This window comes from Streptomyces sp. NPDC107765, from assembly GCF_055657085.1.
The window spans coordinates 1-26,063 of sequence record NZ_JBVKBL010000032.1 but is presented as its reverse complement, the minus strand read 5'-3'; the positions used below and the strand labels follow the sequence as shown (position 1 = coordinate 26,063).

The following is a 26,063-nucleotide window of genomic DNA, read 5'->3' as shown; positions in this document are numbered from 1 at the left end:
TGCGGTGACGGGCCTCCGGGGCCTTGTTCGTGGACTGCTGGCGCTTTACGTCCACGAACAAGGCCCCTCCGGCCCGTCCCCTCCCGTTGGGGGGAGGGAATGCGGTGCGTGGGGGTGGACGTTGAGGCATGCAAGGGGGCCTGGCTACCCCTACGGGATGCTCGAACAGATCCCGTAAGGGTTACGAGCGCCCCTCGCAGGGCCTCAACGCAACGGGCTGGGGCGGTATTCCGCACACCCCCCAACGCGACGTACAGCCAGAACGACGACGCCCACCCCCACCGGCCTCCCACCCCCCCCCACTTACGGGAGGGGACAGACCGGAGGACGAAGTCTGGAGGGCTGTCACCGCACCCGAAAACACCACGCCCGCCGCAGGCGCAACGGCGAACAACACCCGCGGCGGGAAAGCCAGGTACGTACGCGGCGCCGCAAAGCGCGCAACGGCGAGCAACCCCGACGGCGGGAAAGCCAGGTACGTGGGAGGCGAGCAAAGCGCAGCGGAAGGTCAGATGGCAACGTGGGGAGTCAGGCGATGCGGCAGGCCCCCGTACCAGACGCTTGCCGTGCCGAACCCGAAGCTCAGACACAGGACGCCCCCCAGCGCGTCCAGCCAGAAGTGGTTGGCCGTGGAGACGATGACCAGCAGCGTCATGGTGGGGTAGAGGAGCCCCAGCGCCTTGGCCCACAGCGGCTTCGCGAGCAGGGCGATCGTGATGCCGCACCACAGCGACCAGCCGATGTGCATCGACGGCATCGCCGCGTACTGGTTGGACATCGAGGCGAGGTTGCCGGATGCCATCGAGCCCCAGGTGCCGTGGTCGACGAGGGTGTCGATGAAGCCGCCGTCCGGCATCAGCCGGGGCGGCGCCAGCGGGTAGAAGTAGTAACCGACCAGGGCGACGCCGGTGGTGGCGAAGAGCGCCAGGCGGGCCGCGGCGTACCGGCCCGGGTGCCAGCGGTAGAGCCAGATCAGCACCCCGATCGTCACGATGAAGTGCAGTGTCGCGTAGTAGTAGTTCATCGACACGATCAGCCAGGTCACCGAGTTCACCGCGTGGTTGACGGTGTGCTCGACGGCGATGCCGAGGGAGTGCTCGGCCTGCCAGATCCAGTCCGCGTTCCGCAGTGCCTTGGCCTTCTGCTCTGGGACCGCGTTGCGGATCATCGAGTAGATCCAGTAGCTGACCGCGATCAGCAGGATCTCGAACCAGAGCCGGGGTGCGCGAGGGGTGCGCAAGCGGGACAGTCGGCCCTCTTCCACAGGCGGCTCCGCTCGGTCCCCCTTGGGTGGCGGGGTGGTCGGCAGGCCGTCCAGAGTCCTCGTCAGCGCATCACCCATAGGCAGACAGTCTGCCAGAAAGGGGTGTGTCGCCGATCATCCTTCGGTCGGGTATTCGACCCGTCGTATGGCACTTGAGGGGGACGCTCGGCCCCGCCGTTCTCAGGGGCGGACCCTGAGAGGGGTCTCAGGGCAGACCCTGAAAGGGCCTCAGGGCGGACCTTGACACCGGCCGTCAGGCCAAGCCCCGGCACGAGCCGTCAGGTGGCGCGCAGTGGCTTGGGGATGCGGGCCGTCTTCGGGGCCGAGGCGGTCGAGCCGCGGACCACCAGTTCGGGGTGGAAGACGAACTCGCTGTGCGGCGCGGGGGTGCCGCCGACCTCCTCCAGCAGCGCCCGCACCGCCGCCTGCCCCATGGCCGTCACCGGCTGCCGGATCGTGGTCAGCGGCGGGTCGGTGAAGGCGATCAGCGGGGAGTCGTCGAAGCCGACGACGGAGACGTCGCGCGGCACGTCCAGCCCGCGCTGCCGGGCCGCCCGGATCGCGCCGAGCGCCATCATGTCGCTGGCGCACACGATCGCGGTCGCGCCCCGTTCGATCAGCGCGCTCGCCGCGGCTTGCCCGCCCTCCAGGGTGTAGAGGGAGTGCTGGATGTACGGCTCCGCCTCGGCCGGGCCGATCTGGAGTCGCTCCTGCATGGCGCGGACGAAGCCCTCGATCTTGCGCTGGACGGGCACGAAACGCTTGGGGCCGAGCGCCAGCCCGATCCGGCGGTGGCCCAGCGCGGCGAGGTGGGTGACGGCCAGGTCCACCGCGGCCCGGTCGTCGGGGGAGACGAACGGCGCCTGCACCTTGTCGGAGAAGCCGTTGATCAGGACGAACGGCACGCCCTGGCCGCGCAGCTGCTCGTAGCGCTGCATGTCGGCGGAGGTGTCGGCGTGCAGTCCGGAGACGAAGATGATGCCGGCCACGCCGCGGTCGACCAGCATCTCGGTCAGCTCGTCCTCCGTGGAGCCGCCCGGGGTCTGCGTGGCGAGGACCGGGGTGTAGCCCTGGCGGGTCAGCGCCTGCCCGATGACCTGGGCGAACGCCGGGAAGATCGGGTTCTCCAGCTCGGGGGTGATCAGCCCGACCAGGCCCGCGCTGCGCTGCCGCAGCCGTACCGGGCGTTCGTAGCCCAGTACGTCGAGAGCGGCAAGCACGGACTGGCGGGTGGTGGCGGAGACGCCGGGCTTTCCGTTGAGAACCCGGCTGACGGTGGCCTCGCTGACACCCGCCTGCGCTGCGATGTCGGCCAGCCGGGCGGTCATGGAGGGGACCTTACCGTCCGGCTGTCGGATTGCCCACCGGGTGCGGTGGTCACCGGGTTGCCCACCAGGTGCAGCTGTCCCCGGGCAGTGCGGCCGTCGTGCCGTCGATCGCCACCGGGGCGCTGGACAGCAGCGGAGAGCCGGGGAGCGGGATCCCGATCTCGTGGTCGAGGGTGTTCACGGTGCACAGCACACCGGGGCGGGCGATGGCGAGCACCCCGTCCGGTGCCGGCTGCCAGCTCATCCCGCCGTCGCCGAGGCCCGGCAGTTCCCGTCGCAGGGAGAGCGCGGTGCGGTAGAGCTCCAGGGTGGAGGACGGGTCGCCGGTCTGGGCGGTGACGGTCAGGGCGCGCCAGTCGGCGGGCTGCGGCAGCCAGCTGCCGCCGGACCCGAAGCCGTACGGCGGGGTCTCGCCGGACCAGGGGAGCGGGACCCGGCAGCCGTCCCGGAAGCCGTCCTGGCCGCTCGTCCCGGAGGCGTGGCCGCGGAAGAACGCGGGGTCCTGCCGTGCCTCGTCGGGCAGGTCGGTGACCTCGGGCAGGCCCAGTTCCTCGCCCTGGTAGAGGTACGCGGAGCCGGGCAGGGCCAGCATCAGCAGGGTGGCGGCGCGGGCCCGGGCGAGGCCGCCGCCGAGGCGGGTGGTGTGCCGGACCACGTCGTGGTTGGAGAGCACCCAGGTCGTGGGGGCGCCGACCGAGGTGGTGGCGGCGAGCGAGGCGTCGATGACCCGGCGCAGCGCGTCGGCCCGCCAGGCGGTGTTCAGGAACTGGAAGTTGAACGCCTGGTGCAGTTCGTCGGGGCGGACGTAGAGCGCCAGCCGCTCGGGGGTGGGGGCCCAGGCCTCGGCGACGCCGATCACCTGCTTGCCGTGGTCCTCGCCGTAGCCGTCCAGCAGCCGGCGCCAGGCGCGGTGGATGGTGTGCACGCCGTCCTGGTCGAAGAACGGCAGGACCTGGTTGCCGATCAGCTTGGCCTGCTGGCCGTGGCCGATGTCGGGCAGGCCGGGTGCCTTGACCATGCCGTGGGCGACGTCGACCCGGAAGCCGTCCACGCCGAGGTCGAGCCAGAAGCGCAGGATGGCCTCGAATTCGGCGTGCACGTCCGGGTTGTCCCAGTCCAGATCGGGCTGTTCCGGGGCGAAGAGGTGCAGATACCAGTCGCCGCGCTCGGTGCGGGTCCAGGCCGGGCCGCCGAAGACCGACTCCCAGTCGTTGGGCGGGAGTTCGCCGTGCGTGCCGCGGCCCGGGCGGAAGACGTACCGCTGCCGGGCGAGCTCGGGGTCGCGGAACCACGGGTGCCGGTCGGAGGTGTGGTTGGGGACGACGTCGACGATGACCCGCAGGCCCAGGTCGTGCGCGGTGCGGATCAGGTCGTCGGCGTCCTGGAGGGTGCCGAAGAGCGGGTCGACGGCGCGGTAGTCGGCGACGTCGTAGCCCCCGTCGGCCTGCGGCGAGGCGTAGAAGGGCGTGAGCCAGACGGCGTCCACGCCGAGGTCCTTGAGGTACGGCAGCCGTGCGCGGGCCCCGCGCAGATCGCCGATGCCGTCGCCGTCGCTGTCGGCGAAGGAGCGCACGTAGATCTGGTAGATGACGGCGTCGCGCCACCATGCCGGACCTCGGCCCGGTCCGGGCATCTGGGGGGCGGGGCTGGGGGAAGTGAGCTCCTGGGTCATCTGCCGTCCCTGTCGAGGTCAAGGGTCATGAGAGGCGGGGCCGCGAGGCAGGGGGTCTGCCGTCACGGAGTCACAACGCTCGGGCGGTCGCCGGGTGACGGTGCCGCAGGCCCCTCCAGGGTCTCTTTCCGGACATCGCGTTGCAATCCCTTCCACAAGTCTTGCAGCAATTTGCCGCAAGGTCTTTCGGTTTGTTTGCAGCGCTGTTACGTTCCTGACCGCCATCTGAGGCATTTCCCTAAGGAGTTCACATGCGGCGTGGCATGCGGGGCGCGATAGCCACCGCGCTGGTAGCGGGCCTGGCACTGGCGGCGACGGCGTGCGGCGGGGGTGACGGCGGAGGAAACACGGACAGCGGCGGCGAACTGTCGGGAACCGTTACCTTCTGGGACACCTCCAACGATGCCGAGAAGGCGACCTACCGCAAGCTTGCCGAGGGTTTCCAGAAGGAACACCCCAAGGTCCACGTCAGCTATGTGAACGTCCCCTTCGGCGACGCCAACGCCAAGTTCAAGAACGCGGCCGGCGGCAACTCCGGCGCCCCGGACGTGATGCGCACCGAGGTCGCCTGGACCGCCGACTTCGCCAACCTCGGCTACCTCGCCCCCCTCGACGGCACCCCCGCCCTCGACAAGACCGACGACTACCTCCCGCAGGCCGTCGGCTCCACCAAGTTCAAGGGCAAGACCTACGCCGCACCCCAGGTCATCGACACCCTGGGCCTCTTCTACAACAAGAAGCTCCTCAAGGACGCCGGCGTCGAGGTCCCCAAGTCCTTCGCCGACCTGGCCACCGCCGCCAAGAAGATCAAGGCCAAGACCGGCGCCACCGCCCTCTACCTGCGCGGTGACGACCCCTACTGGTTCCTGCCCTACCTCTACGGCGAGGGCGGCAACATGGTCGACGCCCGCGACAAGATCGTCCAGATCGACGACGGCGCCGGCGTCAAGGCGTTCAAGACCATCAAGGACCTGGTCGACTCCAAGGCCGCCATCACCGACGCCACCGACGGCCAGGAGAACCAGCTCAAGGCCCTCAAGGACGGCACCGTCGCGATGGCGATCGACGGCCCCTGGGACATCGAGGGCGCCCGCGCCGGCAAGGCCTTCAAGGACAAGAAGAACCTCGGCGTCGCCCCCGTCCCCGCCGGCAGCGCCGCCCAGGGCTCCCCGCAGGGCGGCTGGAACCTCTCCGTCTACGCCGGCAGCAAAAACCTCCGCGCCGCCTACGCCTTCGTCAAGTACATGAGCTCCGCCAAGGTCCAGCAGCAGACCACCGAGCAGCTCAGCCTGCTGCCCACCCGCAAGTCCGTCTACGCCGTCCCGGCCGTCAAGAAGAACGAGATGGTCACGTTCTTCAAGCCCGCCGTCGACGGCGCCGTCCAGCGCCCCTGGATCGCCGAGGGCAACTCCCTCTTCGAGCCCATCAAGGTCCAGATGAACAAGGTGCTCACCGGCGCAGCCACGCCCGAGCAGGCCGCCAAGGCGACCGGCGACGCCTACCGGAAGCTGCTCAAGGACTACAAGTGACCGTTGCTGTACGGGTGCGCCGGGCCTTCGGCACCCACTGGTACGCATGGACGATGGTCGCCCCGGTGGTGCTCGTCATCGGGGTGATCATCGGCTACCCGCTGGTCCGCGGCGTCTTCCTCTCGCTCACCGACGCCAACGAGGCCAACGTCGAGCGCAACATCGGCGTCAACCACATCCCCGCCACCTACAAGTTCACCGGCCTGGACAACTACAAGGCGGTGCTCTCCGACGGCGTCTTCTGGGACCGCCTCGGCTGGACCGTGCTGTGGACCGTCGCCTGCGTCGGCCTCACCTTCCTCATCGGCCTGGCACTGGCCACCATGCTCAACCGGAAGCTGCGCGGCCGCACCTTCTACCGCCTCGCGCTGATCCTGCCCTGGGCCATCCCCGCGTTCATCTCCGTCTTCACCTGGCGGATGCTCTACAACGAGAAGAGCGGCATCCTCAACAAGCTGCTGGCCGGCGGCGGCATCGACGCGGTGCCCTGGCTCAACGACCCCACCTGGGCCAAGCTCTCGGTCATCGCCGTCAACGTCTGGCTCGGCGTGCCCTTCATGCTCGTCGCCCTGCTCGGCGGCCTGACCTCCATCCCCGCCGAGCTCTACGAGGCCGCGGAGATGGACGGCGCCAGCGCCTGGCAGCGGTTCCGGAACATCACCGTCCCCGGACTGCGCGCCGTCAGCAGCACCGTGATCCTGCTCTCCACCATCTGGACCTTCAACATGTTCCCGGTGATCTTCCTGCTGACCCGGGGCGGCCCCGGCGACGCCACCGAGATCCTGGTGACCTACGCCTACCGGCTCTCCTTCGTCGACAGCCCGCGCAACTTCTCCGAGTCCGCGGCCTGGGGCGTCCTGATCCTGCTGCTGCTCTCCGCCGTCGCGGTCGTCTACCGCCGGGCGCTGCGCAAGCAGGGAGAGGTGTGGTGACCACCGCAATGACCCGCACACCGCGCAACCGACGGAACGAGCGTTCCCGCCCGGCGTCCGTCGGACTGCACATCGGTCTGGCCCTCGCCGCCGCGATCGCCGTCTTCCCGCCCCTCTGGCTGCTGGTGACGTCCTTCAAACCGAAGAACGACGCCTTCTCCACCAGCCTCGTCAGCCACTTCACGCTCGCCAACTACACCCACGTACTGGCCGACACCGAGTTCCTGACCTGGTTCAAGAACTCCGTGGTGATCGTCGGACTGACCACCGTCCTCGGCGTCTTCATCGCCGCCACCACCGGCTACGCCGTCAGCCGCTTCCGCTTCCCCGGCATGCGCCCGCTGATGTGGCTGCTGCTGATCACCCAGATGTTCCCGGTCGCGGTGCTCATCGTGCCGCTCTACAACCTCATGGCGACCCTGGGCCTGCTGAACCAGCCCGCGGGCCTGGTCATCACCTACCTCACCATCGCCGTCCCGTTCTGCGCCTGGATGATGAAGGGCTACTTCGACACCATCCCGGTGGAGATCGACGAATCCGGCCGGGTCGACGGCCTCAACCCCTTCGGCACCTTCTGGCGGCTCGTCCTGCCGCTGGCCCGCCCCGGCCTCGCCGTCACCGGCTTCTACACCTTCGTCACCGCCTGGGCCGAGGTCGCCTACGCCTCCGCCTTCATGACCGGCGAGGAGAACCTCACCCTCGCCGGCGGGCTGCAGACCTTCGTCAACCAGTACACCAACGACTGGGGTTCGATGACCGCCGCCGCCGTGATCATCGCCGTTCCGGCCGCACTCGTCTTCGCCTTCGCCCAACGCCACCTCGTCGCCGGCCTCACGGCCGGCACCACCAAGGGATGAGATGACCCTCCAGCACAACGCCGCCCCCGAGCAGGCCACCCCTGCCACCGACTGGTGGCGGGACGCGGTGATCTACCAGGTTTACCCGCGCAGTTTCGCCGACGGCAACGGTGACGGCATGGGCGACCTGGCGGGCATCCGCGAGCGTCTGCCGTATCTGCGGGACCTGGGCGTGGACGCCGTCTGGCTCAGCCCGTTCTACGCCTCACCGCAGGCCGACGCCGGTTACGACGTCGCCGACTACCGCGCCATCGACCCGATGTTCGGCACCCTCGCCGACGCCGAGGCGGTCCTCCGCGACGCCCATGACCTGGGCCTGCGGATCATCGTCGACATCGTCCCCAACCACTGCTCCGACCAGCACGTGTGGTTCCGCCGCGCGCTGGCCGAGGGCCCCGGCTCCACGGCCCGGGACCGCTTCCACTTCCGCAAGGGCCGCGGCGAGAACGGCGAACTCCCGCCCAACGACTGGGAGTCCCTCTTCGGCGGCCCCGCCTGGACCCGGGTCCCCGACGGTGAGTGGTACCTCCACCTCTTCGCTCCCGAACAGCCCGACTTCAACTGGGACCACCCCGCCGTCCAGGACGAGTTCCGCTCCATCCTGCGCTTCTGGCTGGACCTGGGCGTGGACGGCTTCCGGGTCGACGTCGCGCACGGCCTGGTCAAGGCCCCCGGCCTGCCCGACATGGGCCACGCCGAGCAGCTCACCCTCCTCGGCAACCAGGCCCTGCCCTTCTTCGACCAGGACGGTGTGCACGCCGTCTACCGCTCGTGGCGCACCGTCCTCGACGAGTACCCCGGCGAGCGGATCGCGGTCGCCGAGGCATGGACCCCCACCGCCGAACGCACCGCGCTCTACCTCCGCCCCGACGAGCTCCACCAGGCGTTCAACTTCCACTACCTGAACACCGGTTGGGACGCGGACGCGCTCCGCGAGGCGATCGACTCCTCGCTCGACGCGATGCGCCCGGTCGGCGCCCCGACGACCTGGGTGCTGTCCAACCACGACGTGGTCCGCCACCGCACCCGGCTCGGCGGCGGCCTCGCCCGGGCCCGGGCCGCCGGCCTGCTGATGCTGGCCCTGCCCGGCTCCGCGTACGTCTACCAGGGCGAGGAACTGGGCCTGCCCGAGGTCACCGACCTGCCCGACGAGGTCCGCCAGGACCCGTCCTTCTTCCGCAACAGCGGCCAGGACGGACTGCGCGACGGCTGCCGGGTACCGCTCCCCTGGAGCGGCGACGCACCCCCGTACGGCTTCGGGACCGGTGGCAGCTGGCTGCCGCAGCCCGCCGACTGGGCCCCGCTGACCGTAGAGGCACAGACCGGCGACCCGTCCTCCACCCTGGAGCTCTACCGCACCGCGCTCTCCCTGCGGCGCACCCACCCCGGCCTCGGCGCCGGGGACACCGTCGAGTGGCTCGACGCCCCGGCCGGCGTCCTGGCCTTCCGCCGCCCCGGCGGCCTGGTCTGCACCGCCAACACCACGGAGGAACCGGCCCGCCTCCCCCTTCCCGGCTGCCGGGTCCTGCTGGCCTCCGGCCCGCTCGACGTGACCGCAACCGGACCGGACGAGGTCGAACTGCCCGCCGACACCACCGTCTGGTGGGCCGAGTGACCCTGACCGGTCCACCGCAGCACCCGCCCCGGCTCGCCGCCGTCGCCGCGCAGGCGCAGGTCAGCGAGGCGACCGTCAGCCGGGTGCTGAACGGCCGGGCGGGCGTGGCGGCGGGCACCCGGCAGCGGGTGCTCGCCGCGCTGGACGTCCTCGGCCACGAGCGGCCGGTCCGCTTACGGCGCCGCAGCGCGGGCCTGGTCGGCCTGGTCATCCCCGAGCTGACCAACCCGATCTTCCCGGCGTTCGCGCAGATCATCGAGCAGGCGCTGGCCGGCCACGGCTACACCCCGGTCCTGTGCACCCAGATGCCGGGCGGCGCCACCGAGGACGAACTCGTCGAGCAACTGGAGGAACGCGGCGTCACCGGCATCGTCTTCCTCTCCGGCCTGCACGCCGACACCCGCGCGGACCCGTCCCGCTACGCCCGCCTGACCGCCCGCGGCGTCCCGTACGTCCTGATCAACGGCTACCACCCGGGGATCGACGCGCCGTTCGTCTCGCCCGACGACGGCGCGGCGGCCCGGATGGCGGTGCGCCACCTGACCGAGCTGGGGCACGAACACATCGGCCTCGCCGTCGGCCCGGTCCGCTACGTCCCCTCCCGCCGCAAGGCCGAGGGTTTCGTGGCGGCGCTGGGGGAGTCGTTCGGCCTGTCGAGGGGGCAGGCCGAACGTCGCGTCCAGCACACGCTGTTCAGCGTCGAGGGCGGCGACGCGGCGGCCGCCGCCCTGCTCGACCAGGGCTGCACCGGCATCGTCTGCGGCAGCGACCTGATGGCGCTGGGGGCCGTCCGCGCGGCCCGCCGCCGCGGTCTGGACGTGCCCGGCGACCTCTCCGTCGTCGGCTTCGACGACTCCCAGCTGATCGCCTTCACCGACCCGCCGCTCACCACGGTCCGCCAGCCGGTGCAGGCGATGGCGACCGCGGCCGTCGGCGCCCTGATAGAGGAGATCCACGACCGCGACCGCGGCGAACGGGACGCCGTCCGCCACACCGAGTTCGTCTTCCAGCCGGAACTGGTCGTACGGGGGTCGACGGGGCCTGCGCCGGGGTAAGGTCCGGCGGTCAGGCCGTTGCGGCCTTGGTCGCGTACGCCACGAACGCCGCCCATGCCCCCGCCGCCACCGCGAGCTGCGGGCCGTCCTTGTCCTTGGAGTCGCGGATGTGGACGGTGGTGGGGCAGGCGGCGATTTCTATGCAGTCGCCTGAGCTGCCGCTGCTGTAGCTGGACTTGTGCCAGGAGAGGGCGACTTCTACGCAGTCGTCGCCGTTGCCACTGCTGTGGCTGCTTTTGAACCAGGTCAGTTCTGTGGCGATCGTCATGGCGCTCCTCGCATCCTCGTCAGCAGACCCCGGGTGTCTTCGGGGGTGAGAGCCTGCGAAAGCAGTTTCGCATAGCGCATGTAGAGCGTGCTGATCGTCTGCGGGTCGGTGATGAACTGGCTGCTTTCCTGCCCCTCGCAGTAGCCGAACCACTGGTTGTCCGGTGTCTCAAGCAACTGCATCGGTCCGTCAAGCCCAGGATGAACTCCACGCTCCAGCGGCATCACCTGCACCTCGACGTTCCGCAGTGTCATGCACTCCAGGACGTGGTCGATCACCCCTTGCATGGTCTCCGGGCCGCCGGTGGGGCGCAGGAAGACATGCTCGTCGATGACGAAGCTGAACCCCGTGTTCACCCGGTCCCGCAGCAGTTTCTGCCGCTCCAAACGGGCGGCCACCTGGATCTCGACCTCCTCCTCGGACAGCAGCGGGAGGCGGTTCTCGAACAGCGTCCGCGCATACGCCTCCGTCTGTAACAGACCCGGCACCAACCGGCATTCGTACGTGTAGAGGTTGATCGCCTGCTTCTCCAGCTCCGCCCACTCGCGGAACCACCGGGCCAGTCCCGGCTGCCTGGACAGCCGCTTGGCCGCCTTCCGCAGGACTCCGTTGGCGTGGAGTGTCTCCTCCGAGCGGTCGATGAACTTCTTCGAGAGGAGGCGTCGGCCCTGTTCGACGGAGCCGATGTAGTGCGCCGAGTACCGGATGGCCGGTGCCAGCGCTTCCTGCGTAAAACCCGCGTTCTCGCGGAACCCTTGGTACACCGCGCCGAAGGTCCGCAGACTGCCGGACGGTTCGGGCCTGCCGCTGTCGTAGTGGTCGGTGCTGCTGTCTTCCATGTCGGGTACTCCCGAGGTGACTGGTACTGCCCCCGCAAGTCACCCATGGTTACTGCCCGTTACTCGATCCGTCCACGTACTCAGCTCGTACAGTTCCCGAAGTACGAGTCGAGTTTCTGGTGTACGTGGCTGCTGACCAGCAACGTTGGTCGCATGCCAGCCCAAGCAACCGTCACCGTACGTATGTTCACGCAGCGTTTCAGCGCCACCCGGCGCGGGGTCCGCCTCGCGCGCTATCTGGCCGTCCAGCAGCTCGATGTCTGGGGCTTCCCGTACGGCGGCGAGGTCTCGGACACCGCCGCCGTCATCGTCGGAGAGCTCGCCGCGAATGCGGCGACCCACGGACGCGTGCCCGGCCGGGACTTCGAACTGCGCCTGTCGAAACTGCCCGGGTCGGCCCGGCCGGGCACGCTCCGCATCGAGGTCGCCGACACCCGTACGGAGCGCCGCCCGCCGGCCCCCGGCACCGTCGCCCCACCGGCGCCCGATGCCGAGACCGGCTGGGGGCTGGTCCTCGTCACCGGGCTTGCCACCTGCTGGACCGTTCTCGACCGGCCCGCGGTCGGCAAGATCGTCCGGGCGGATCTGGACCTGCCGGGCAGGTGAGGAGCCCCAGGGGGCCAGGGATCGGCTCAGCCCGCCGGGCGCCGCCCGTGGAAGAGGCCCCACCGCAACAGGCCGCGCCGAGTGACGTCCGTCCAGAGGGGGAGGTTGGCCAGCAGGTCGTCGACATAGGCCGGGCTGATGCGGTCCCGGAGTTCGGCCGCGCGGCGGTGGACGTCCTCGTCGAGGCGGCCGTAGTGGGTGGCGAGGTCCGGGGTGCGGTCCTCGAAGTCGGCGCCCTTGAGGCCGAGTTCGGACAGCTGTGCCAGGTAGAAGGCGGGGGTCGCCGGGGTCCGTACGCCGAGCCGGGCGAACGCGGCGCGTACCGCGTCCGCCGGGGGCTCCTCGGGCGCCATGATGTCCGAGAAGACCAGGGCGCCGCCCGGCCTCAGCACGCGTACCGCCTCGCCCAGCGCGCCCTCCCGGTCCTCCACGTGGCAGAGCACCTCCAGGGACCAGACGACGTCGAACCGTCCGTCCTCGTAGGGCAGGTCGTTGAGGGAGCCGGTGACGACCTCGATCAGATCGTCGAGGCCGCGCCGGGCGTTGGCCGCGCGGTGGCGCCGGTTGTGGGCCTCGCTGAGGTCGAGGGCCACCACCCGGCAGCCGAAACGTTCGGCCAGCGCTCGGGCCGAGCCACCGTATCCGGAGCCGAGGTCGAGCACGGTGGCGTGCGGGCCGAGCAGGTCGGCGACCTTGTCCGCGGTGTGCTCGACGGTGCGGTGCGAGGCCTCCCCGATCGGTTCGTCGCCCTCGGCGTAGATGCCGACGTGGATGTCCTCGCCGCCCCAGACGGCGTCGTAGAAGGCGTCGACGTCGCCGGTCTCGTAGTAGCGGCGGGTCGCGTCGTCGTGGTCCGGACTGCCGTCGGTGTCGTGCGCAGGATCGTCGATCATGCGGGGTGACTTCCCCGCGCGCGGAGGACTGACGCGGTATGTGCGGCGGTACGGGTGACAATGCGCCACTTCGGCGCGACTTCAGCCACCGCTTCACGGGGATGGGGCCGGTCCGACCGGCCGGGCGCGTAGGGCCCGTTGTGGTGGGCCTCCGGCCGGCCGGACCGGCTGTGCCAGCAACGTAACACCCTTGCAATGTCTTGCGTAAGGTCTTGCAACACTGGATCGTCGCCGATAGAACCATGAGCCATGTCCTCCACCGCACGGGCCTCCACTGCACGGTCCTCCACCGCACGGCGGCCCGGCCGGCGCCTGGCCGCCGCCCTCGTCCTCGCCCTCGGCGCCACCGGCCTCCTCACCGCGCCGACCGTGCAGTCGGCCCAGGCCGCCCCGCCGTCCGGCCCCCAACCGGCCCTGGCGCAGTGGATCGACCGTGACACCGTGGTCTGGAAGGGCGCGGAACGGGTCGACGCCCAGCTGGAGTTCGGGACCGGGCGAGCAGGGGCGCCCGGCAAGCGCCTCCGGCTCACGCCCGGCACCCTCACCCCCGCCGAACGGGCCGCCTTCCCGCACCTGTCTGGCTTTCCGGCCTTCACCGTCGACCCCCGCGACCGCGGCCTCGCCCGTACGGCGCTGCGCGGACGACTGGTCGCCACCCAGCGCACCGCGGACGGGCGGCGCACCACCACCGGCGTGCAGATACCCGGCGTTCTCGACGACCTCTACGGCGCGCGGGCCCGGCACGCCGCACTCGGGCCGGTCTTCCACCACGGCCGCCCCACCCTCTCCGTGTGGGCACCCACCGCCCGCACCGTCGCCCTGGAACTCGACGGCCGTACGGTCGCGATGCGGCGGGACGACCGCAGCGGCGTCTGGCGCGTCCAGGGGCAGCGCGACTGGGCCGGAAAGCCCTACCGCTACCTCGTCACCGTCTGGGCGCCCACGGTCGGCCGGACCGTCACCAACAAGGTCACCGACCCCTACTCCACCGCCCTGACCGCCGACTCCGCCCGCAGCCTGGTCGTCGACCTCGACGACCCGCGGCTCGCCCCCAAGGGCTGGGCCGGCCTGCACAAGCCCGCCGCGGTGCCGCTGCGCCGGGCCCGCATCCAGGAACTGCACCTCCGCGACTTCTCCGTCGAGGACCGCACCTCCCGCCACCCGGGCCAGTACCTCGCTTTCACCGACCGCCGCTCCGACGGCATGCGGCATCTGAAATCCCTTGCAGCGGCTGGAACTTCTTACGTCCACTTGCTGCCGGCCTTTGACGGCGCCACCGTCCCCGAAAAGCGTGCCGACCAGGACCGCCCCCGCTGCGACCTCGCCTCCTACGCGCCGGACTCCGAGAGCCAGCAGGAGTGCGGGACCAGGTCCGCCGCCGGCGACGCGTACAACTGGGGCTACGACCCGCTGCACTACACCGTGCCCGAGGGCTCGTACGCCTCCGACCCCGAGGGCCCGGCCCGCACCGTCGAATTCCGCCGCATGGTGCAGGGCCTCAACGGCATCGGCCTGCGCGCCGTCATGGACGTCGTCTACAACCACACCGCCGCCGCCGGCCAGGACCCGCACTCGGTCCTCGACCGCATCGTCCCCGGCTACTACCAGCGGCTGCTCGACGACGGCTCGGTCGCCACCTCCACCTGCTGCGCGGGCACCGCGCCCGAGCACACCATGATGGGCAAGCTCGTCGTCGACTCGGTGGTCACCTGGGCCAAGGAGTACAAGGTCGACGGCTTCCGCTTCGACCTCATGGGCCACCACCCGAAGGCCAACATCCTGGCCGTCCGCAAGGCCCTCGACGCGCTCACCCCGGCCCGGGACGGCGTGGACGGCAAGAAGATCATCCTCTACGGCGAGGGGTGGAACTTCGGCGAGGCCGCGAACGACGCCCGCTTCGTCCAGGCCACCCAGCGGAACATGGCCGGCACCGGCATCGCCACCTTCAACGACCGGGCCCGGGACGCGGTGCGCGGCGGCGGCCCCTTCGACGCCGACCCCCGCGTCCAGGGCTTCGGCTCGGGCCTCTACACCGCCCCCAACACCTCACCGGCGAACGGCGATCCGGCCGCCCAGCGCTCCCGGCTCCTGCACTACCAGGACCTCCTCAAGGTCGGCCTCACCGGCAACCTCGCCGACTACACCTTCACCGACACCGCCGGCCACCGCGTCCAGGGCGCGCAGGTCGACTACAACGGCTCCCCGGCCGGATACGCCGCCGCCCCCGGCGATGCGCTCGCGTACGCCGACGCGCACGACAACGAAACCCTCTACGACGCCCTCGCCTACAAACTTCCGCAAGAAACCAGCCCAACTGACCGCGCCCGCCTGCAAGTTCTTGCACTCGCCACCGCAGCCCTTTCGCAAGGCCCCGCGCTCTCCCAGGCCGGTTCGGACCTGCTCCGCTCCAAGTCCCTGGACCGCAACTCCTTCAACAGCGGTGACTGGTTCAACGCCCTGCACTGGGACTGCGCCGACGGCAACGGCTTCGGCCGCGGGCTGCCGCCGGCCGCCGACAACAAGGACAAGTGGCCCTACGCCAAGCCCCTGCTGGCCGATCCGGCCCTCCGCCCCGACTGCGCGACCATCCGCGGTGCCTCGGCCGCCTACCGCGACCTGCTCCGCATCCACGCCACCGAGCCGGCCTTCGGCCTGGCCACCGCCGCCGCGGTCCAGTCGCAGCTTTCCTTCCCGCTCTCCGGGAAGGACGAGACGCCGGGCGTGCTCACCATGCGCCTCGCCGACCTGGTGATCGTCTTCAACGCCACCCCGCACCCGCAGCACCAGACCGTCACCGCCCTGGCCGGCCACCCCTACGCCCTGCACCCCGTCCAGGCCCACGGCACGGACCGCACCACCGCCACCGCCTCGTACACCGAGGCCACCGGCACGTTCGCGGTGCCGCCCTACACGGTCGCGGTCTTCCATCGCCGCTGAGCCCGCACCGCTGACCCCTGGCCGACCGGCTAACCCCCCAGCCGCTTCTCAAGGAGGGTGACGGCGTACGGACTTCCGCCGCCGTCCTCCTTGAACGGCTGCTCACCGACGACCGCGTACCCGGCACCCTCGTAATACGACCGCAGCCGCGGATTGGACGAGAGGCAGTCCAGCCGCGCCCAGGGACGGCCGGCCTCCGCGATCCGCCGCTCCGCATGCGCCAGCATCGCCCGCCCCGTGCCGGCCGGCGCCCGCTCCCGGTCCACCATCAGCCGGTGCACATACCCGGCCTCCGGCGGCTGCGGCCCCCAGGCGGGCTCGTCCGTCCACCACAGCTCGTAGGCCCCGGCTATGTGCCCGCCGGCCTCCGCGAGCCAGACCTCGCCCTCCTTCATCCGCAGCCGGAAGTGCTCCTCGCTCTTCCCGCCGGGCTTCCACTGCTCGATGCCGGACCGCTGCATCCACCGTGCGGCCGCGTCGTACAGGTCGACGAGGACCTTTGGGTCGCCGTCGTCGGCGAGCCGGAACGTGATCTTGTCCATGAGCGGAATTGTGCCGCGCGGATTTGTGCCGTGGCGACAAATTTCGCGCCCCAGCCGCCCTGGGACGCCCGCGCTGCGAATAAGAGGGTGATGCCTCACCGAGGTGTCGCTTCGCACCTGGATGATGCGGGCCTCCCACCGTGGAGGGCCGTCGGAAAGGAACGAACGTGATCCCCACGCGTACCAGCCGCCTCGCCGCCCTCGCCGCGCTGCCGGCCGCCCTGGCCCTCACGGTCGGCGCCGCCTCCCCGGCCGCGGCCGCCGACGGGGCCTACCAGATCAACCTGGCACAGCTGAACAACTCCGGTTCCAAGGGCGTCGCGATGCTCAGCCTCAAGGGCAACCAGCTGACGGTGAAGATCGAGTCCGAGGGGCTCGTCCCCGGGCAGCCGCACGCCCAGCACCTCCACGGCTCCACCGACGGGCACGACTTCCACTGCCCGGACCCGAGCGCCGACACCAACGGCGACGGGGTCATCGACAACACCGAAGCCACGGTCCAGTACGGAAACATCAACATCTCGCTGACCACCCGGGGCTCCACCGACGCCAAGAGCGGCCTCGCCGTGGACCGGATGCCGATGGCCGACGCCCAGGGCAAGCTCTCCTACGAGCGCACGCTCACCGTCTCCCAGGACGTCATCGACCACATCAAGGACCTGCACATCGTGCAGCACGGCATCGACCGCAACGGCAACAACAAGTACGACTTCGACGGTGCCGGCAAGAGCGAACTCGACCCGAAACTCCCCCAGGAGGCCACCGCCCCGACCAACTGCGGTGAGGTCCAGGGCGCCGCGGTCGGATCCATCCCGGTCGGCGGGGTCGAGACCGGTACCGGGCCGGTGGACCCGCCCGCCGGCAGCACCGTTCCCCTCGCGTTGCTGGGCGCCGGCGCGACCGCCGTGGCGGCGGCGACCGGCACCCTGGTCCTGCTGCGCCGCCGCCGGGCCCAACTCGCCCCGGTACGCGGCGAGAACGGCGGGGCCGCCGCATGAGCGCCCCCACCAGGGCCGCCGTGAGCTCCGGACGCCGGAGCCGCCGGGCCGTCGGCGGGGTGCTCGCCGCGGCGGTGGCCGCCGTACTCGTCGCCGGATGCGGAGGCCAGGACGCCGCGCCGCCGCGCTCGCTCCCCGCCGAGCAACCGGGCCAGGGCGGTCACGCCGCCCACGACGACGCGTCCTCCGCGACGGACGGACCGGGCGCCGCCGCCGCGAGCATGCCGACGTCGGCCCCCGTACGGCTCTCCATCCCCGCACTGAAGGTCTCGTCCACCCTGGAGACGCTGGGGCAGCACCCGGACGGGACGATGGAGACCCCGCGCGACCCGGCCAAGGCGGGCTGGTACCGGCCCGGCCCGACACCGGGCGCCCGAGGACCGGCCGTCATCGCCGGCCATGTCACCTGGAACGGCACCCCGTCGGTGTTCCAGAAGCTGTCGTCCATGAAGCGCGGGGACACCATCGAGGTCGCCCGGAAGGACGGCAGCACGGCGAAGTTCACCGTCGACCGCGTCGCCCAGTACCCGAAGAACAAGTTCCCCACCGTGGAGGTCTACCAGAACCTCGACCACGCGGGCCTCCGCCTGATCACCTGCGGCGGCGACTACGACCAGGGCAAGCACTACTACCCGGACAACGTGGTGGTGTTCGCGAGCCTCACCGGCACGGCATAGACCTCGTCCGCCGACCGGCCCACCGGCCAGGGGGCCGGTCGGCGGCGCACGCACACACCTGGACCGGCCCAACGACCGGGGCGCGGCGCGGCATCAGAGATCGAGCACCAGTCGTTCGCCGCCCCGCGCCCGCGAGACGCAGAGCAGCAGCGAGTCGTCGCGCTCGGCGTCCGTCAGCAGCTCGTCGCGGTGGTCCACCTCGCCGGCCAGCACCCGCTGCCGGCAGGTACCGCAGAACCCCTGCTCACAGGAGTACGGCAGATCCGGCAGCGCCTGGTCGCGGATCGCCCGCAGGACGCTGGTGCCCGCGGGCACCGTGACGGTACGGCCGGTGCGCCGCAGCTCCACCTCGAACGGCAGCTCCGCGCCGTCCGATGCGGGAGCGGCCGGGGTGAAGCGTTCGGTGTGCAGGGTGAGGCCGACCGGGCCGCCGGGCAGCAGGGCGGCGACCGCGTCCATCAGGGGCTCGGGGCCGCAGCAGTGGACCGCCGCGTGCGGCGGCGCACCGGCGAGCACCGCGGCCAGGTCCGGCCGGCCGTCCTCGTCCTCGGCGACCACCGTGACCCGGTCCGGTCCGGCCCCCGCCAGCTTCTCGACCTCCGCCAGGAACGGCATCGAGGCCCGGGACCGCCCGCCGTACAGCAGCCGCCACGGCACCCCCTGCCGTTCCGCCTGGCGGACCATCGGCAGGATCGGGGTGATGCCGATGCCGCCGGCGATGAAGACGTAGGCGGGCCCGTCCGACAGCGGGAAGCGGTTGCGGGGGCCGCGGACCTCCACCTCCGTGCCCTCGTGCAGCCGCTCGTGGACCTCGCGCGAGCCGCCCCGGCCGTCCTCGACGAGCCGGACGGCGATGGTGTACGCATCCGGTGCCGCGGGATCACCGCACAGCGAGTACGGGCGGACCGCGCCGGACGGCAGCACGAGGTCCACGTGCGCGCCCGGTTCCCAGGCGGGCAGACCGGTGCCCTCCAGGCGGAGGCGGAGCACTCCCTCGGCCTCCGCCGTCCGCTCCACGACCGTCAGCCGTCGCGTGTGCGCGCGGACGCCTGCCCGGCCGCGGCCGGAGACGGGCTCGTCCAGGGCCGGCAGCGGCCACAGCGGCGAGGCCCGCACGCGCCGGCGCAGCGCCTGCCGGGCGATCAGGGCCGCCGCACCCACCGCGACGACCGTGGCGGTGCGCGGCATCTCAGGCACCTCCGGACGTACGGGCCGCGGCCGCGGTGGCAGCGGGGGAGTGGGAGAGATAGGCCACGGCCCGGGCGGTGTCGCCGTGGTGGGAGGGGTGGTAACCGCGGCTCAGATACTGCGGGATGGAGCGGACCATGGCGCCCGCGGTGGGCAGTACGCCCTCCCGCCCGGCGCGGACGAACTCCCGGAACGTGGCCCGGCCGTCGGCCAGCGTCGGATCGTTCTCCAGGAAGAAGCGGGTGCCGCGCTGCCACAGGAAGACCAGCGCGCCGAAGGCCGTGGCCCAGGTGCGGACCCGGCGCCGGTAGCCGCCGTCGAGGTGGACGAACAGGTCGAAGGCGACCGAGCGGTGCTCGACCTCCTCGGCGCCGTGCCAGCGCAGCAGGTCGAGCATGGTCGGATCGGAGCCCCTGGCGTCCAGCGCCTCGGCGCCCAGCACCCAATCGCCCAGGAACGCGGTGTAGTGCTCGATGGCGGCGATCAGGGCGACCCGCTCCAGCAGCCACCACCGGCGGGCCCGGCCCGGCGGCAGGGTGCGGTCCCCGAGCAGCTTCTCGAAGAGCCAGTCGACCTGCGCGGTGTACGGGGTCGGGTCCAGCCCCTGTTCCTTGAGGTGCGGCAGCACCTCGTCGTGCGCCTGGGAGTGCATCGCCTCCTGGCCGATGAACCCGAGGACGTCCGCCCGGAGTTGGGGATCGCGGACGTGCGGCAGCGCCTGCTTGTAGACGTGCACGAACCAGCGCTCGCCGGCCGGCAGCAGCAGGTGCAGCACATTGATCGTATGGGTGCTGGCGGGGTCGCCGGGGATCCAGTGCAACGGGGTGTCCGCCCAGTCGAAGGCGACGTTGCGGGCCTTCAGCGGGGTGTGCTCGGACGCGGCCGGCCGGGGCCGCAACGGGGCCTTGTGAGACATGGCGTCAATGTACTGGCGGGTAAGGAGTTGTCGATACCCCCCGTACGGCGAAAGTCGAGCGCCTCTCCCGTCAGCCCACGGCGTCGACCTTCTTGCCGTTGGCCAGCCGGCCGGCCAGCTCCGCGTTGTCGCCCGCCTTCGCCGGCAGCGTCAGGAACCGGCCGGGCGCCGCACCGCGCACCGCACCGGACGCGGTGATCCACCTGACCTGGTCGCTGCCGGCCGCCAGCAGCCACCACTGGCCGGCCGGGGCCTTCCACAGCACCCCCGCCAGCGCCCGCGGCGCCCGCGGACCGCAGGCCGTACCACCCTCGGCACGGGCGGTCACTGCACCCGGGGCGTACGGCTGCCCGTTCGGCGGCGGCGTCTGGACCTGGGCCAGCGTCCGGCTGCCCGCACCCCGCCAGGTCTCCGCGCGGGTGCACAGCCAGGCCGCGACTCCCGCACCGCCCGGCAGCGGCTGCCGGGCGAACTCCCAGGCGTTGACGCTGCGCACGCCCTGACCGCGGACCGCGGCGAGCTCGCAGGCCGTCCGCGCCCAGGCCGTCCTGGCCGCCGGGGAGGTCACCTCACCCGGCCTGCGCGGCCTGCCGTACGTCAGCCGGACCGGGGTCAGCTCGCCGAGGTCGGTCAGGAGGTGCCCGCCGAGCCGCAGCGCCGGCCAGCCGCTGCACCTCTGGTCGGGTCGGGGCACCGGCACCGGACCGGTCAGCCCGTCCGGCCCGACGGGCACCGGCTGGGCGGCCGCGTCCGGCTTGGCCAGATCGACCAGCGCGGCCTTCCCCTTCACCCACGGGGCGGTCAGATAACGGACGTTGCCCTGGGTGCGGCCCACCACCACGGCGCTCGCCGTGCCGTCCGCTGCACCGTCCGTACGGGCGAAGTCCAGCGCCGCGCCGGTGCCCTCGCCCTGGCCCTCGCCGTCCGCCGCCTCGGCGTACCGGACCACCCGCAGACCGTCGTGGAACAGCACCACCACCGCATGGTCCACCACCCCCGCGAACAGCAGCTGCGGCGGGCCCGCCGCGGGCCCGGCCGGCGTGCCGGCCGTGGCCGACACCTGCACCCCCGAGCCGGGACGCGCCCATACGGCCAGCGCCCGCCGCAGCAGGGCCTTGTCGTGCATGCGGTCCCCGCGGGCCGGCCAGGCCGCGAAGTCCTGACGGGCCGCGTTCTTCCAGGCCACGGCCGAGGTGACCGTCAACCTGCCCGGGTCCAGGGCAGCTTCGGACGCGGCGTTGCGCGCGTACGGCGGGGCGGCCGCGCCGTCCGGACCCCAGCCGTCGCCCGGCAGCCCCAGCAGCGCCCCGCACACCAGGACCGCGGCACCCGCCGCCAGCACCGCCCGGCCGTTCTGCCGCCGCCGGATCAGATCCGTCGGCCGGGCCTGCAGCGCGCACGGGTCGAACTCCGGCGACTCCAGCAGCGAGCGGTCCCGGCTGCCGGCCGGGGTCGCGGCCCGCTCCGCCTCGTCCCAGGCCTCCCGCGGCTCGGCCACCCCCGCCGCCTCCAGCACCCGGCGCGCCTCGGGCAGGCTCAGCCGCTCCAGATCACGCAGCACGAACGCGGCCCGGCCGGGCCCCGACAGCGCCGACAGGGCCTGGTCCAGCGCGAGTTCATCGGCGCCGCCGGAACGGGGGAACAGCCGCAGCCCCCACACCTGGGGGAGGAACGGCGGCGGGGCCGGCAGCCGGCGCGGCGACCGGGCGGCGGCCAGCGCCGCGCGCAGCACCCGCATCCGGACGAAGGCGTAGCCGGGGTCGATCGCCGCTTCCGCACCGGCACGCTGGCCCGGCAGCCCCAGGGCCCGGGTGGAGCTGCGCTGACGCGGCAGGGCCCGCTGCACCACGCCGTGCGCGGCCAGCACCCGGCGGCCGCGGCTGCGGCCGGGCGGCAGGACGAGATAGGCCAGCCGGACCAGCCGGGGGTAGTGCTCGACCAGCGCCGCCTCGGCCTGCTCGACATCGATGACCTCGTCGAGGTCCGCGGGGCTGCCGGAGGGGGTGCGCTCCGCACGCGCGGGGGAGGACTGCTGCTGCTTCACGTTCCGTGAAACGAGTGAATCCTGTGATGGTCACCGCTACGGACGGACGCCCCTACGGGTGACCGGGCCCGGGGGCGGCCGCCGGCCGGCCCCCGGGAACGGGCCGCGCTCAGCGCTCCAGGTCGAACTCGCCGTCCTTCGCGCCCAGCACGAACGCCCGCCACTCCGCCTCGGTGTAGCGCAGCACCACGTCGGGCTCGGTGGAGTTCCGCATGGCCACCGCACCGCGCTCCAGGAAGGCGATCTCCACCGCTTCCTCGGCGTCCCCGGGCGGGCGCTGCCAGACGGCGTCGGAGATGTCGAGGGCGTAGAGCCACTCCTTCTCTGCTGCGGCACTCATACCGAAAATCCCCTCGCTCGTGGTGCAGTTGCGGGTCAGCGTACGCGCTGGCCGGGCGTGCTTCCAGTGACGGTCCAGTGACGGAACGCGGCCGTCCCGCGGTCCCCGGAACCGGAGTTGGCGGCGCACTGGTGCAGCCCGGCGTCCTGCCGGCCGGCCGCTCCGGGCACGGTCACGGTGGCGGCATCCCGCCAGGTCGCGCCGCCGTCGGTGGAGCAGGCACCGGTGTACGTACCCGAGCGCCCGCTGTCCGGCCCGCGGGTCAGCCGCAGCAGGACGGGCGCGGTGACGCCGGCGAGCCGGCGGTAGGTGTCCAGCCGGCCGTCGCCGTCGGCGTCGTAGGACAGCACGACACCGTTGGCCGGGGTGAGGGAGAGGTTGAGGAAGCCCAGGGCGGTGTCCTGTGCCTCCGGCACGTCCCGTGCGTCCGGGCCGGGCGGGGCGAGGCGGTTGCGGACGATCAGACCGGCCCGGGCCCAGGGGCCGGTCGGGTCCTGGGCCGTGACCTCCACCGTCACCGCACCGCCCGCCGCCAGGGCGCCCGGCCGGTACAGCGCGCCGAACTCCGCGGTGGACCGCCACAGATCCGCGCCGGAGCCGTTGATCGCGAAGCGGTCGCCGAGCTGCCCGAAGACGGCCGCGTTCGTGGTGACCGTCCGCAGGTCCGCGTCCAGGGGCCCGGCGACGAAGAGCGTGCCGTCCCGGGTGGCACGCACCCGGGGCTCCCCCTTGGGGCCGTAGTCGGCGGTGAGCCGGTAGGGGAGGGGCTCCAGCGGCGCCTTCGCCGGGCCGGCCGGGGCGGTGATCCGCCAGCGGGCCCGCCCGGTGCCGCCGGGCGGCACGGAGGCCACGCCGGCCGGCCCGTCGGCGGTGGCCGGCAGCCCGGTCAGCACGAAGTCGACGCGGCCGGTGGCCCGCAGGCCGTTCTCGTTGCGCAGCGCCGCGGTGAGGAGGGCACGGCCGCCCGGAGGCAGCGCGACGGGATCGGCGGCCATCGAGAGCGTGCCCTGGTACGGGGCCGTGGCGAGGACGTCGTGCACCCGCCGGGCGGTGCGGTACGGATCGGCGGTGGGCCGCAGCGGATGGCCCGTCCGCGCCCGGGTCCAGGGCTCCTCCAGGGCGTACCAGTCGAAGGTCTTCGGCGGACGGTCCGCGGCCAGCGCGTCCGCCAGCTCGTCCAGATACGCCTGCCACTGCGGCAGATGGACCTCGGCGATCAGGCCGTGCCAGTCACGGTTGGCGTAGTTGGCGAGCGACCCGCCGTCCGCGGTGGCCCGGTCCGCCCAGGTGGTGACCAACGCCCGTGCGGAATGCTCCAGTTGGGCCGCCTCCTCGGGGCCGGACGCCCTCGCCCTCGCGTCCGCGAGCCAGGGCCCCAGCAGGAAGTGCCGGTGCGCGCCGGCGACCTCGTCGCTCAGCCGCATCAGCCGCAGCCACAGCCCGGACAGCGCCCGGAACGCCGCCCGGTCCTTGCGCCGGTAGGCCGCCTGGAGCTGCCCGATCAACTGCCAGGAACGATTGGCCAGCGCCTGCCGGGCGGCGTCGGTCAGATCGTGGCGGTAGGCGTCACTGCCGCGCAGCGCCGGCCGGACCGCGAGCAGCGCCGCGAACGCGGTGTCGAAGGTGGCCGGGTCGAAGGCCGGGGTGTGGGTGGCGTAGGTGGTCCCGGAACGCGCGGCCAGGCCGGGCCGGGCGGCGAAGACGGAATCGTGCGGCCGGCCGTCCTTGCTGGCGATCTCGTACGTGCTGGTGCGCAGCGCGGCGAACGCGGCCCGGGCGTGCGGATCAGGCGCGCCGTAACGGAACGCGGCATAGTCCTCGAACCACGCCGCGCGGTCCACCGGCCGGTCCCGCCACGCCAGTTCGCTGAACAGCTCGAAGGCGGCCGGATCCCGCTCGGCGGCCTCCGGCATGTAGGCGGTCCCGACCAGCCGGCTGCCCGGCCTGTCCCGCCAGGCCGGGAAGCGCTCCGCCCAGATGTGGGTCTTCGCGCCGATCGTGGTGCGCCCACCGAAGTTGGGGATCGACCCGAAGGCGTACGGCACCCCGCCCCAGTCCCGCTCCCGGTCGGTGACCGTGTCCAGGTCGCCGAGCCCGTCCACGATCAGCATCCGGTCGTGGTCGACGGCGTCCAGCAGGTCCCGGCGCGGGTTGTCCTGCCAGCCGAGGATCACCCAGGTGGCGTCCGGGTGCGCGGTACGCAGCGCCCGCTCGACGGCGCGCGCCGCCTCCGCCACCGGCACGTCACCGGGATCGCCGCCCTCGTGCAGCAGATCCATCTTGAAGTGCCCGGCGGAGCCCAGCAGTTGTTCCTGCTCCCGGTAGAACGCGGCGGCCACCTCGGCGAAGACCCCGGTCCGCGGATCCAGCCAGTCGGGACGCTTCAGCCCCGACCAGGTGCCCTGCGGAACGGTCCGCGCGCCGGGATTCCGGACGGCGAAACCGTCCGGAACGGTGCCGAAGTACCCGGGCAGCACCGGCCGCATCCCCAACTCCCGCAGCCGCCCGGTGATACGTCGCCCCAACTCGCCCCGCATCGCCAGCAGTTCGGGGCTCATCGGCCCTCCGTACCCGCTCATGTTCTGCAGCAGCCACCACGGCTGGTGCGAGGGCGCCGGAAGCCAGCGGCGGGCCTCGGCGTCGGAGTACCCGAACCCGGTCAGCAGCCGGTGGTAGACGGCCTCGGTACCCGGCGTGACCAGCACCTCGTTCACACCGTGCAACGCCAGAACGTCGATCAGCCGCTCCCACCGCGCCCAGTCGGCGTACGGGGCGGTGTACCCGTCGTGGGTGTCGTTGAGCGCGAACCGGTGCGGAACGGTGCTGCTCCGCTCCAGGGGCGAGCGGGGCGCGGGCAACGTGGCGGGCAGCTCGACCTGGTCACCGGCCCAGGACAGATGGGCCCGGCAGGTGTATTTGAGGTACCAGTGGACGCCGGTGAGGAGCGTGGCGGGAGAGGTCCCCGCGACGGTGACCCGGCCGGCCGCTCCGTCGACCCGGAACCGGTCGGTGTGCCCCGCGGCCGCCAGCGGGACCAGCTGGAACTGGTCGGCATGCTCCGGCAGCAACCGCTCCAGCGCGGCCCGCGCCGGAGCGGTGTCGAACGGCGCGACCCGCCGCCCACGGCCCGCGGCCCGACCCGGCGCGGCCCCACCGACCGCCGCCCCCGCACCGATCGCTCCGGCTGTCCCCAACAACGCACGTCGTGACGGTTGGCCCATGGGGGCAGTATCCCCACGTTCCGCTGCGCTTGGCTGTCCTCCCACGTACCTGTCTTTCCCGCCGCGGGGCTTGGTCGCGTTGCGCTTTGCGGCGCCCCCGTACGTACCTGGCCGTCCCGCCGCGGGGCGTCTCGCCGTTGCGCTTTGCGGCGCCCCGCCCGTACCCGTCTCTCGCGCCGCGGGGCTCGTTCTCCGTTGCGCCTGCGGCGGGCGAGGCTGTGGTGGGTGCGGTGACGGGCCTCCGGGACCTTGTTCGTGGACTGCTGACGCTTTACGTCCACGAACAAGGCCCCTCCGGCCCGTCCCCTCCCGTTGGGGGAGTGTGCGGGTGTGTGGGGGCGC

21 protein-coding genes are annotated in these 26,063 nt (G+C 72.4%); 9 read left to right on the top strand and 12 right to left on the bottom strand.

Annotation, left to right across the window (positions count from 1 at the left end; genetic code table 11):
- Positions 1-508: 508 nt before the first annotated feature.
- The 3 genes from ACZ7MX_RS39665 to ACZ7MX_RS39655 form a co-directional block, all read right to left on the bottom strand.
- Positions 509-1,249 (bottom strand): phosphatase PAP2 family protein, encoded by a 741-nt coding sequence (locus tag ACZ7MX_RS39665; protein ID WP_472139586.1) that lies wholly within the window; start codon positions 1,247-1,249, stop codon positions 509-511.
- Between the two features lie 293 nt (positions 1,250-1,542).
- On the bottom strand, positions 1,543-2,592 hold the full coding sequence (locus ACZ7MX_RS39660; protein ID WP_472139580.1) for a LacI family DNA-binding transcriptional regulator: 1,050 nt from the start codon (positions 2,590-2,592) through the stop codon (positions 1,543-1,545).
- A 49-nt stretch (positions 2,593-2,641) separates the two neighbouring features.
- Positions 2,642-4,264: a glycoside hydrolase family 13 protein gene (locus ACZ7MX_RS39655; RefSeq protein ID WP_472139578.1), complete on the bottom strand. Its 1,623-nt coding sequence runs from the start codon at positions 4,262-4,264 to the stop codon at positions 2,642-2,644.
- 251 nt (positions 4,265-4,515) lie between these two features.
- Between ACZ7MX_RS39655 and ACZ7MX_RS39650 the strand changes: the two genes are divergently transcribed.
- The 5 genes from ACZ7MX_RS39650 to ACZ7MX_RS39630 are packed head-to-tail and all read left to right on the top strand — an operon-like array spanning position 4,516 to position 10,252.
- Complete coding sequence (locus ACZ7MX_RS39650) at positions 4,516-5,793, top strand: extracellular solute-binding protein (RefSeq protein WP_472139576.1); 1,278 nt, start codon at positions 4,516-4,518, stop codon at positions 5,791-5,793.
- A gap of 53 nt (positions 5,794-5,846) precedes the next feature.
- Positions 5,847-6,725, top strand: a complete 879-nt coding sequence (locus tag ACZ7MX_RS39645) for a carbohydrate ABC transporter permease (protein WP_472139584.1) — start codon at positions 5,847-5,849, stop codon at positions 6,723-6,725.
- 8 nt (positions 6,726-6,733) lie between these two features.
- Positions 6,734-7,582: a sugar ABC transporter permease gene (locus tag ACZ7MX_RS39640; RefSeq protein WP_472139583.1), complete on the top strand. Its 849-nt coding sequence runs from the start codon at positions 6,734-6,736 to the stop codon at positions 7,580-7,582.
- Position 7,583: 1 nt separating this feature from the next.
- Positions 7,584-9,197 carry a glycoside hydrolase family 13 protein gene (locus ACZ7MX_RS39635; RefSeq protein ID WP_472139575.1) on the top strand — a complete coding sequence of 538 codons (1,614 nt, stop codon included), beginning with the start codon at positions 7,584-7,586 and terminating at the stop codon, positions 9,195-9,197.
- Complete coding sequence (locus ACZ7MX_RS39630; protein ID WP_472139581.1) at positions 9,182-10,252, top strand: LacI family DNA-binding transcriptional regulator; 1,071 nt, start codon at positions 9,182-9,184, stop codon at positions 10,250-10,252. Before ACZ7MX_RS39635 ends, ACZ7MX_RS39630 begins: the two co-directional genes overlap by 16 nt.
- 10 nt (positions 10,253-10,262) lie before the next feature.
- Here ACZ7MX_RS39630 and ACZ7MX_RS39625 read toward each other — a convergent pair whose 3' ends face one another.
- Both ACZ7MX_RS39625 and ACZ7MX_RS39620 read right to left on the bottom strand, forming a co-directional pair.
- Entirely contained in the window at positions 10,263-10,520 is a 258-nt protein-coding gene (locus ACZ7MX_RS39625; protein ID WP_472139574.1) for a DUF397 domain-containing protein, read from the bottom strand.
- Positions 10,517-11,359, bottom strand: coding sequence for a helix-turn-helix domain-containing protein (locus ACZ7MX_RS39620; protein WP_472139573.1), 843 nt, complete (start codon positions 11,357-11,359; stop codon positions 10,517-10,519). The genes ACZ7MX_RS39625 and ACZ7MX_RS39620 overlap by 4 nt, the downstream gene beginning before the upstream one ends.
- A gap of 153 nt (positions 11,360-11,512) precedes the next feature.
- Here ACZ7MX_RS39620 and ACZ7MX_RS39615 point away from each other — a divergent pair, with 153 nt between their 5' ends.
- Positions 11,513-11,965, top strand: a complete 453-nt coding sequence (locus ACZ7MX_RS39615) for an ATP-binding protein (RefSeq protein WP_472139571.1) — start codon at positions 11,513-11,515, stop codon at positions 11,963-11,965.
- 26 nt (positions 11,966-11,991) lie between these two features.
- Here ACZ7MX_RS39615 and ACZ7MX_RS39610 read toward each other — a convergent pair whose 3' ends face one another.
- Positions 11,992-12,858, bottom strand: a complete 867-nt coding sequence (locus tag ACZ7MX_RS39610) for an SAM-dependent methyltransferase (protein ID WP_472139570.1) — start codon at positions 12,856-12,858, stop codon at positions 11,992-11,994.
- Between the two features lie 249 nt (positions 12,859-13,107).
- Here ACZ7MX_RS39610 and pulA point away from each other — a divergent pair, with 249 nt between their 5' ends.
- Positions 13,108-15,795 (top strand): pullulanase-type alpha-1,6-glucosidase, encoded by a 2,688-nt coding sequence (gene pulA / locus ACZ7MX_RS39605; RefSeq protein ID WP_472139569.1) that lies wholly within the window; start codon positions 13,108-13,110, stop codon positions 15,793-15,795.
- A gap of 29 nt (positions 15,796-15,824) precedes the next feature.
- Here pulA and ACZ7MX_RS39600 read toward each other — a convergent pair whose 3' ends face one another.
- A complete protein-coding gene (locus ACZ7MX_RS39600) occupies positions 15,825-16,337 on the bottom strand; it encodes a GNAT family N-acetyltransferase (protein ID WP_472139568.1) in 513 nt (170 codons plus the stop codon).
- Between the two features lie 167 nt (positions 16,338-16,504).
- Between ACZ7MX_RS39600 and ACZ7MX_RS39595 the strand changes: the two genes are divergently transcribed.
- Together ACZ7MX_RS39595 and ACZ7MX_RS39590 are read left to right on the top strand one after the other, a co-directional pair.
- Positions 16,505-17,335 carry a hypothetical protein gene (locus ACZ7MX_RS39595; protein WP_472139567.1) on the top strand — a complete coding sequence of 277 codons (831 nt, stop codon included), beginning with the start codon at positions 16,505-16,507 and terminating at the stop codon, positions 17,333-17,335.
- Positions 17,332-18,012 (top strand): class F sortase, encoded by a 681-nt coding sequence (locus ACZ7MX_RS39590; RefSeq protein ID WP_472139565.1) that lies wholly within the window; start codon positions 17,332-17,334, stop codon positions 18,010-18,012. Before ACZ7MX_RS39595 ends, ACZ7MX_RS39590 begins: the two co-directional genes overlap by 4 nt.
- Positions 18,013-18,105: 93 nt before the next feature.
- Here ACZ7MX_RS39590 and ACZ7MX_RS39585 read toward each other — a convergent pair whose 3' ends face one another.
- From ACZ7MX_RS39585 to ACZ7MX_RS39565, 5 genes are all read right to left on the bottom strand, one after another.
- Entirely contained in the window at positions 18,106-19,200 is a 1,095-nt protein-coding gene (locus tag ACZ7MX_RS39585) for a PDR/VanB family oxidoreductase (RefSeq protein ID WP_472139564.1), read from the bottom strand.
- Position 19,201: 1 nt separating this feature from the next.
- Positions 19,202-20,116 (bottom strand): metal-dependent hydrolase, encoded by a 915-nt coding sequence (locus tag ACZ7MX_RS39580; protein ID WP_472139562.1) that lies wholly within the window; start codon positions 20,114-20,116, stop codon positions 19,202-19,204.
- 70 nt (positions 20,117-20,186) lie between these two features.
- On the bottom strand, positions 20,187-22,160 hold the full coding sequence (locus ACZ7MX_RS39575) for a hypothetical protein (RefSeq protein WP_472139561.1): 1,974 nt from the start codon (positions 22,158-22,160) through the stop codon (positions 20,187-20,189).
- Positions 22,161-22,269: 109 nt separating this feature from the next.
- Positions 22,270-22,500 carry a DUF397 domain-containing protein gene (locus ACZ7MX_RS39570; protein WP_030414810.1) on the bottom strand — a complete coding sequence of 77 codons (231 nt, stop codon included), beginning with the start codon at positions 22,498-22,500 and terminating at the stop codon, positions 22,270-22,272.
- Between the two features lie 35 nt (positions 22,501-22,535).
- Positions 22,536-25,721, bottom strand: coding sequence for an alpha-N-acetylglucosaminidase (locus tag ACZ7MX_RS39565; RefSeq protein ID WP_472139559.1), 3,186 nt, complete (start codon positions 25,719-25,721; stop codon positions 22,536-22,538).
- Positions 25,722-26,063: the final 342 nt, after the last annotated feature.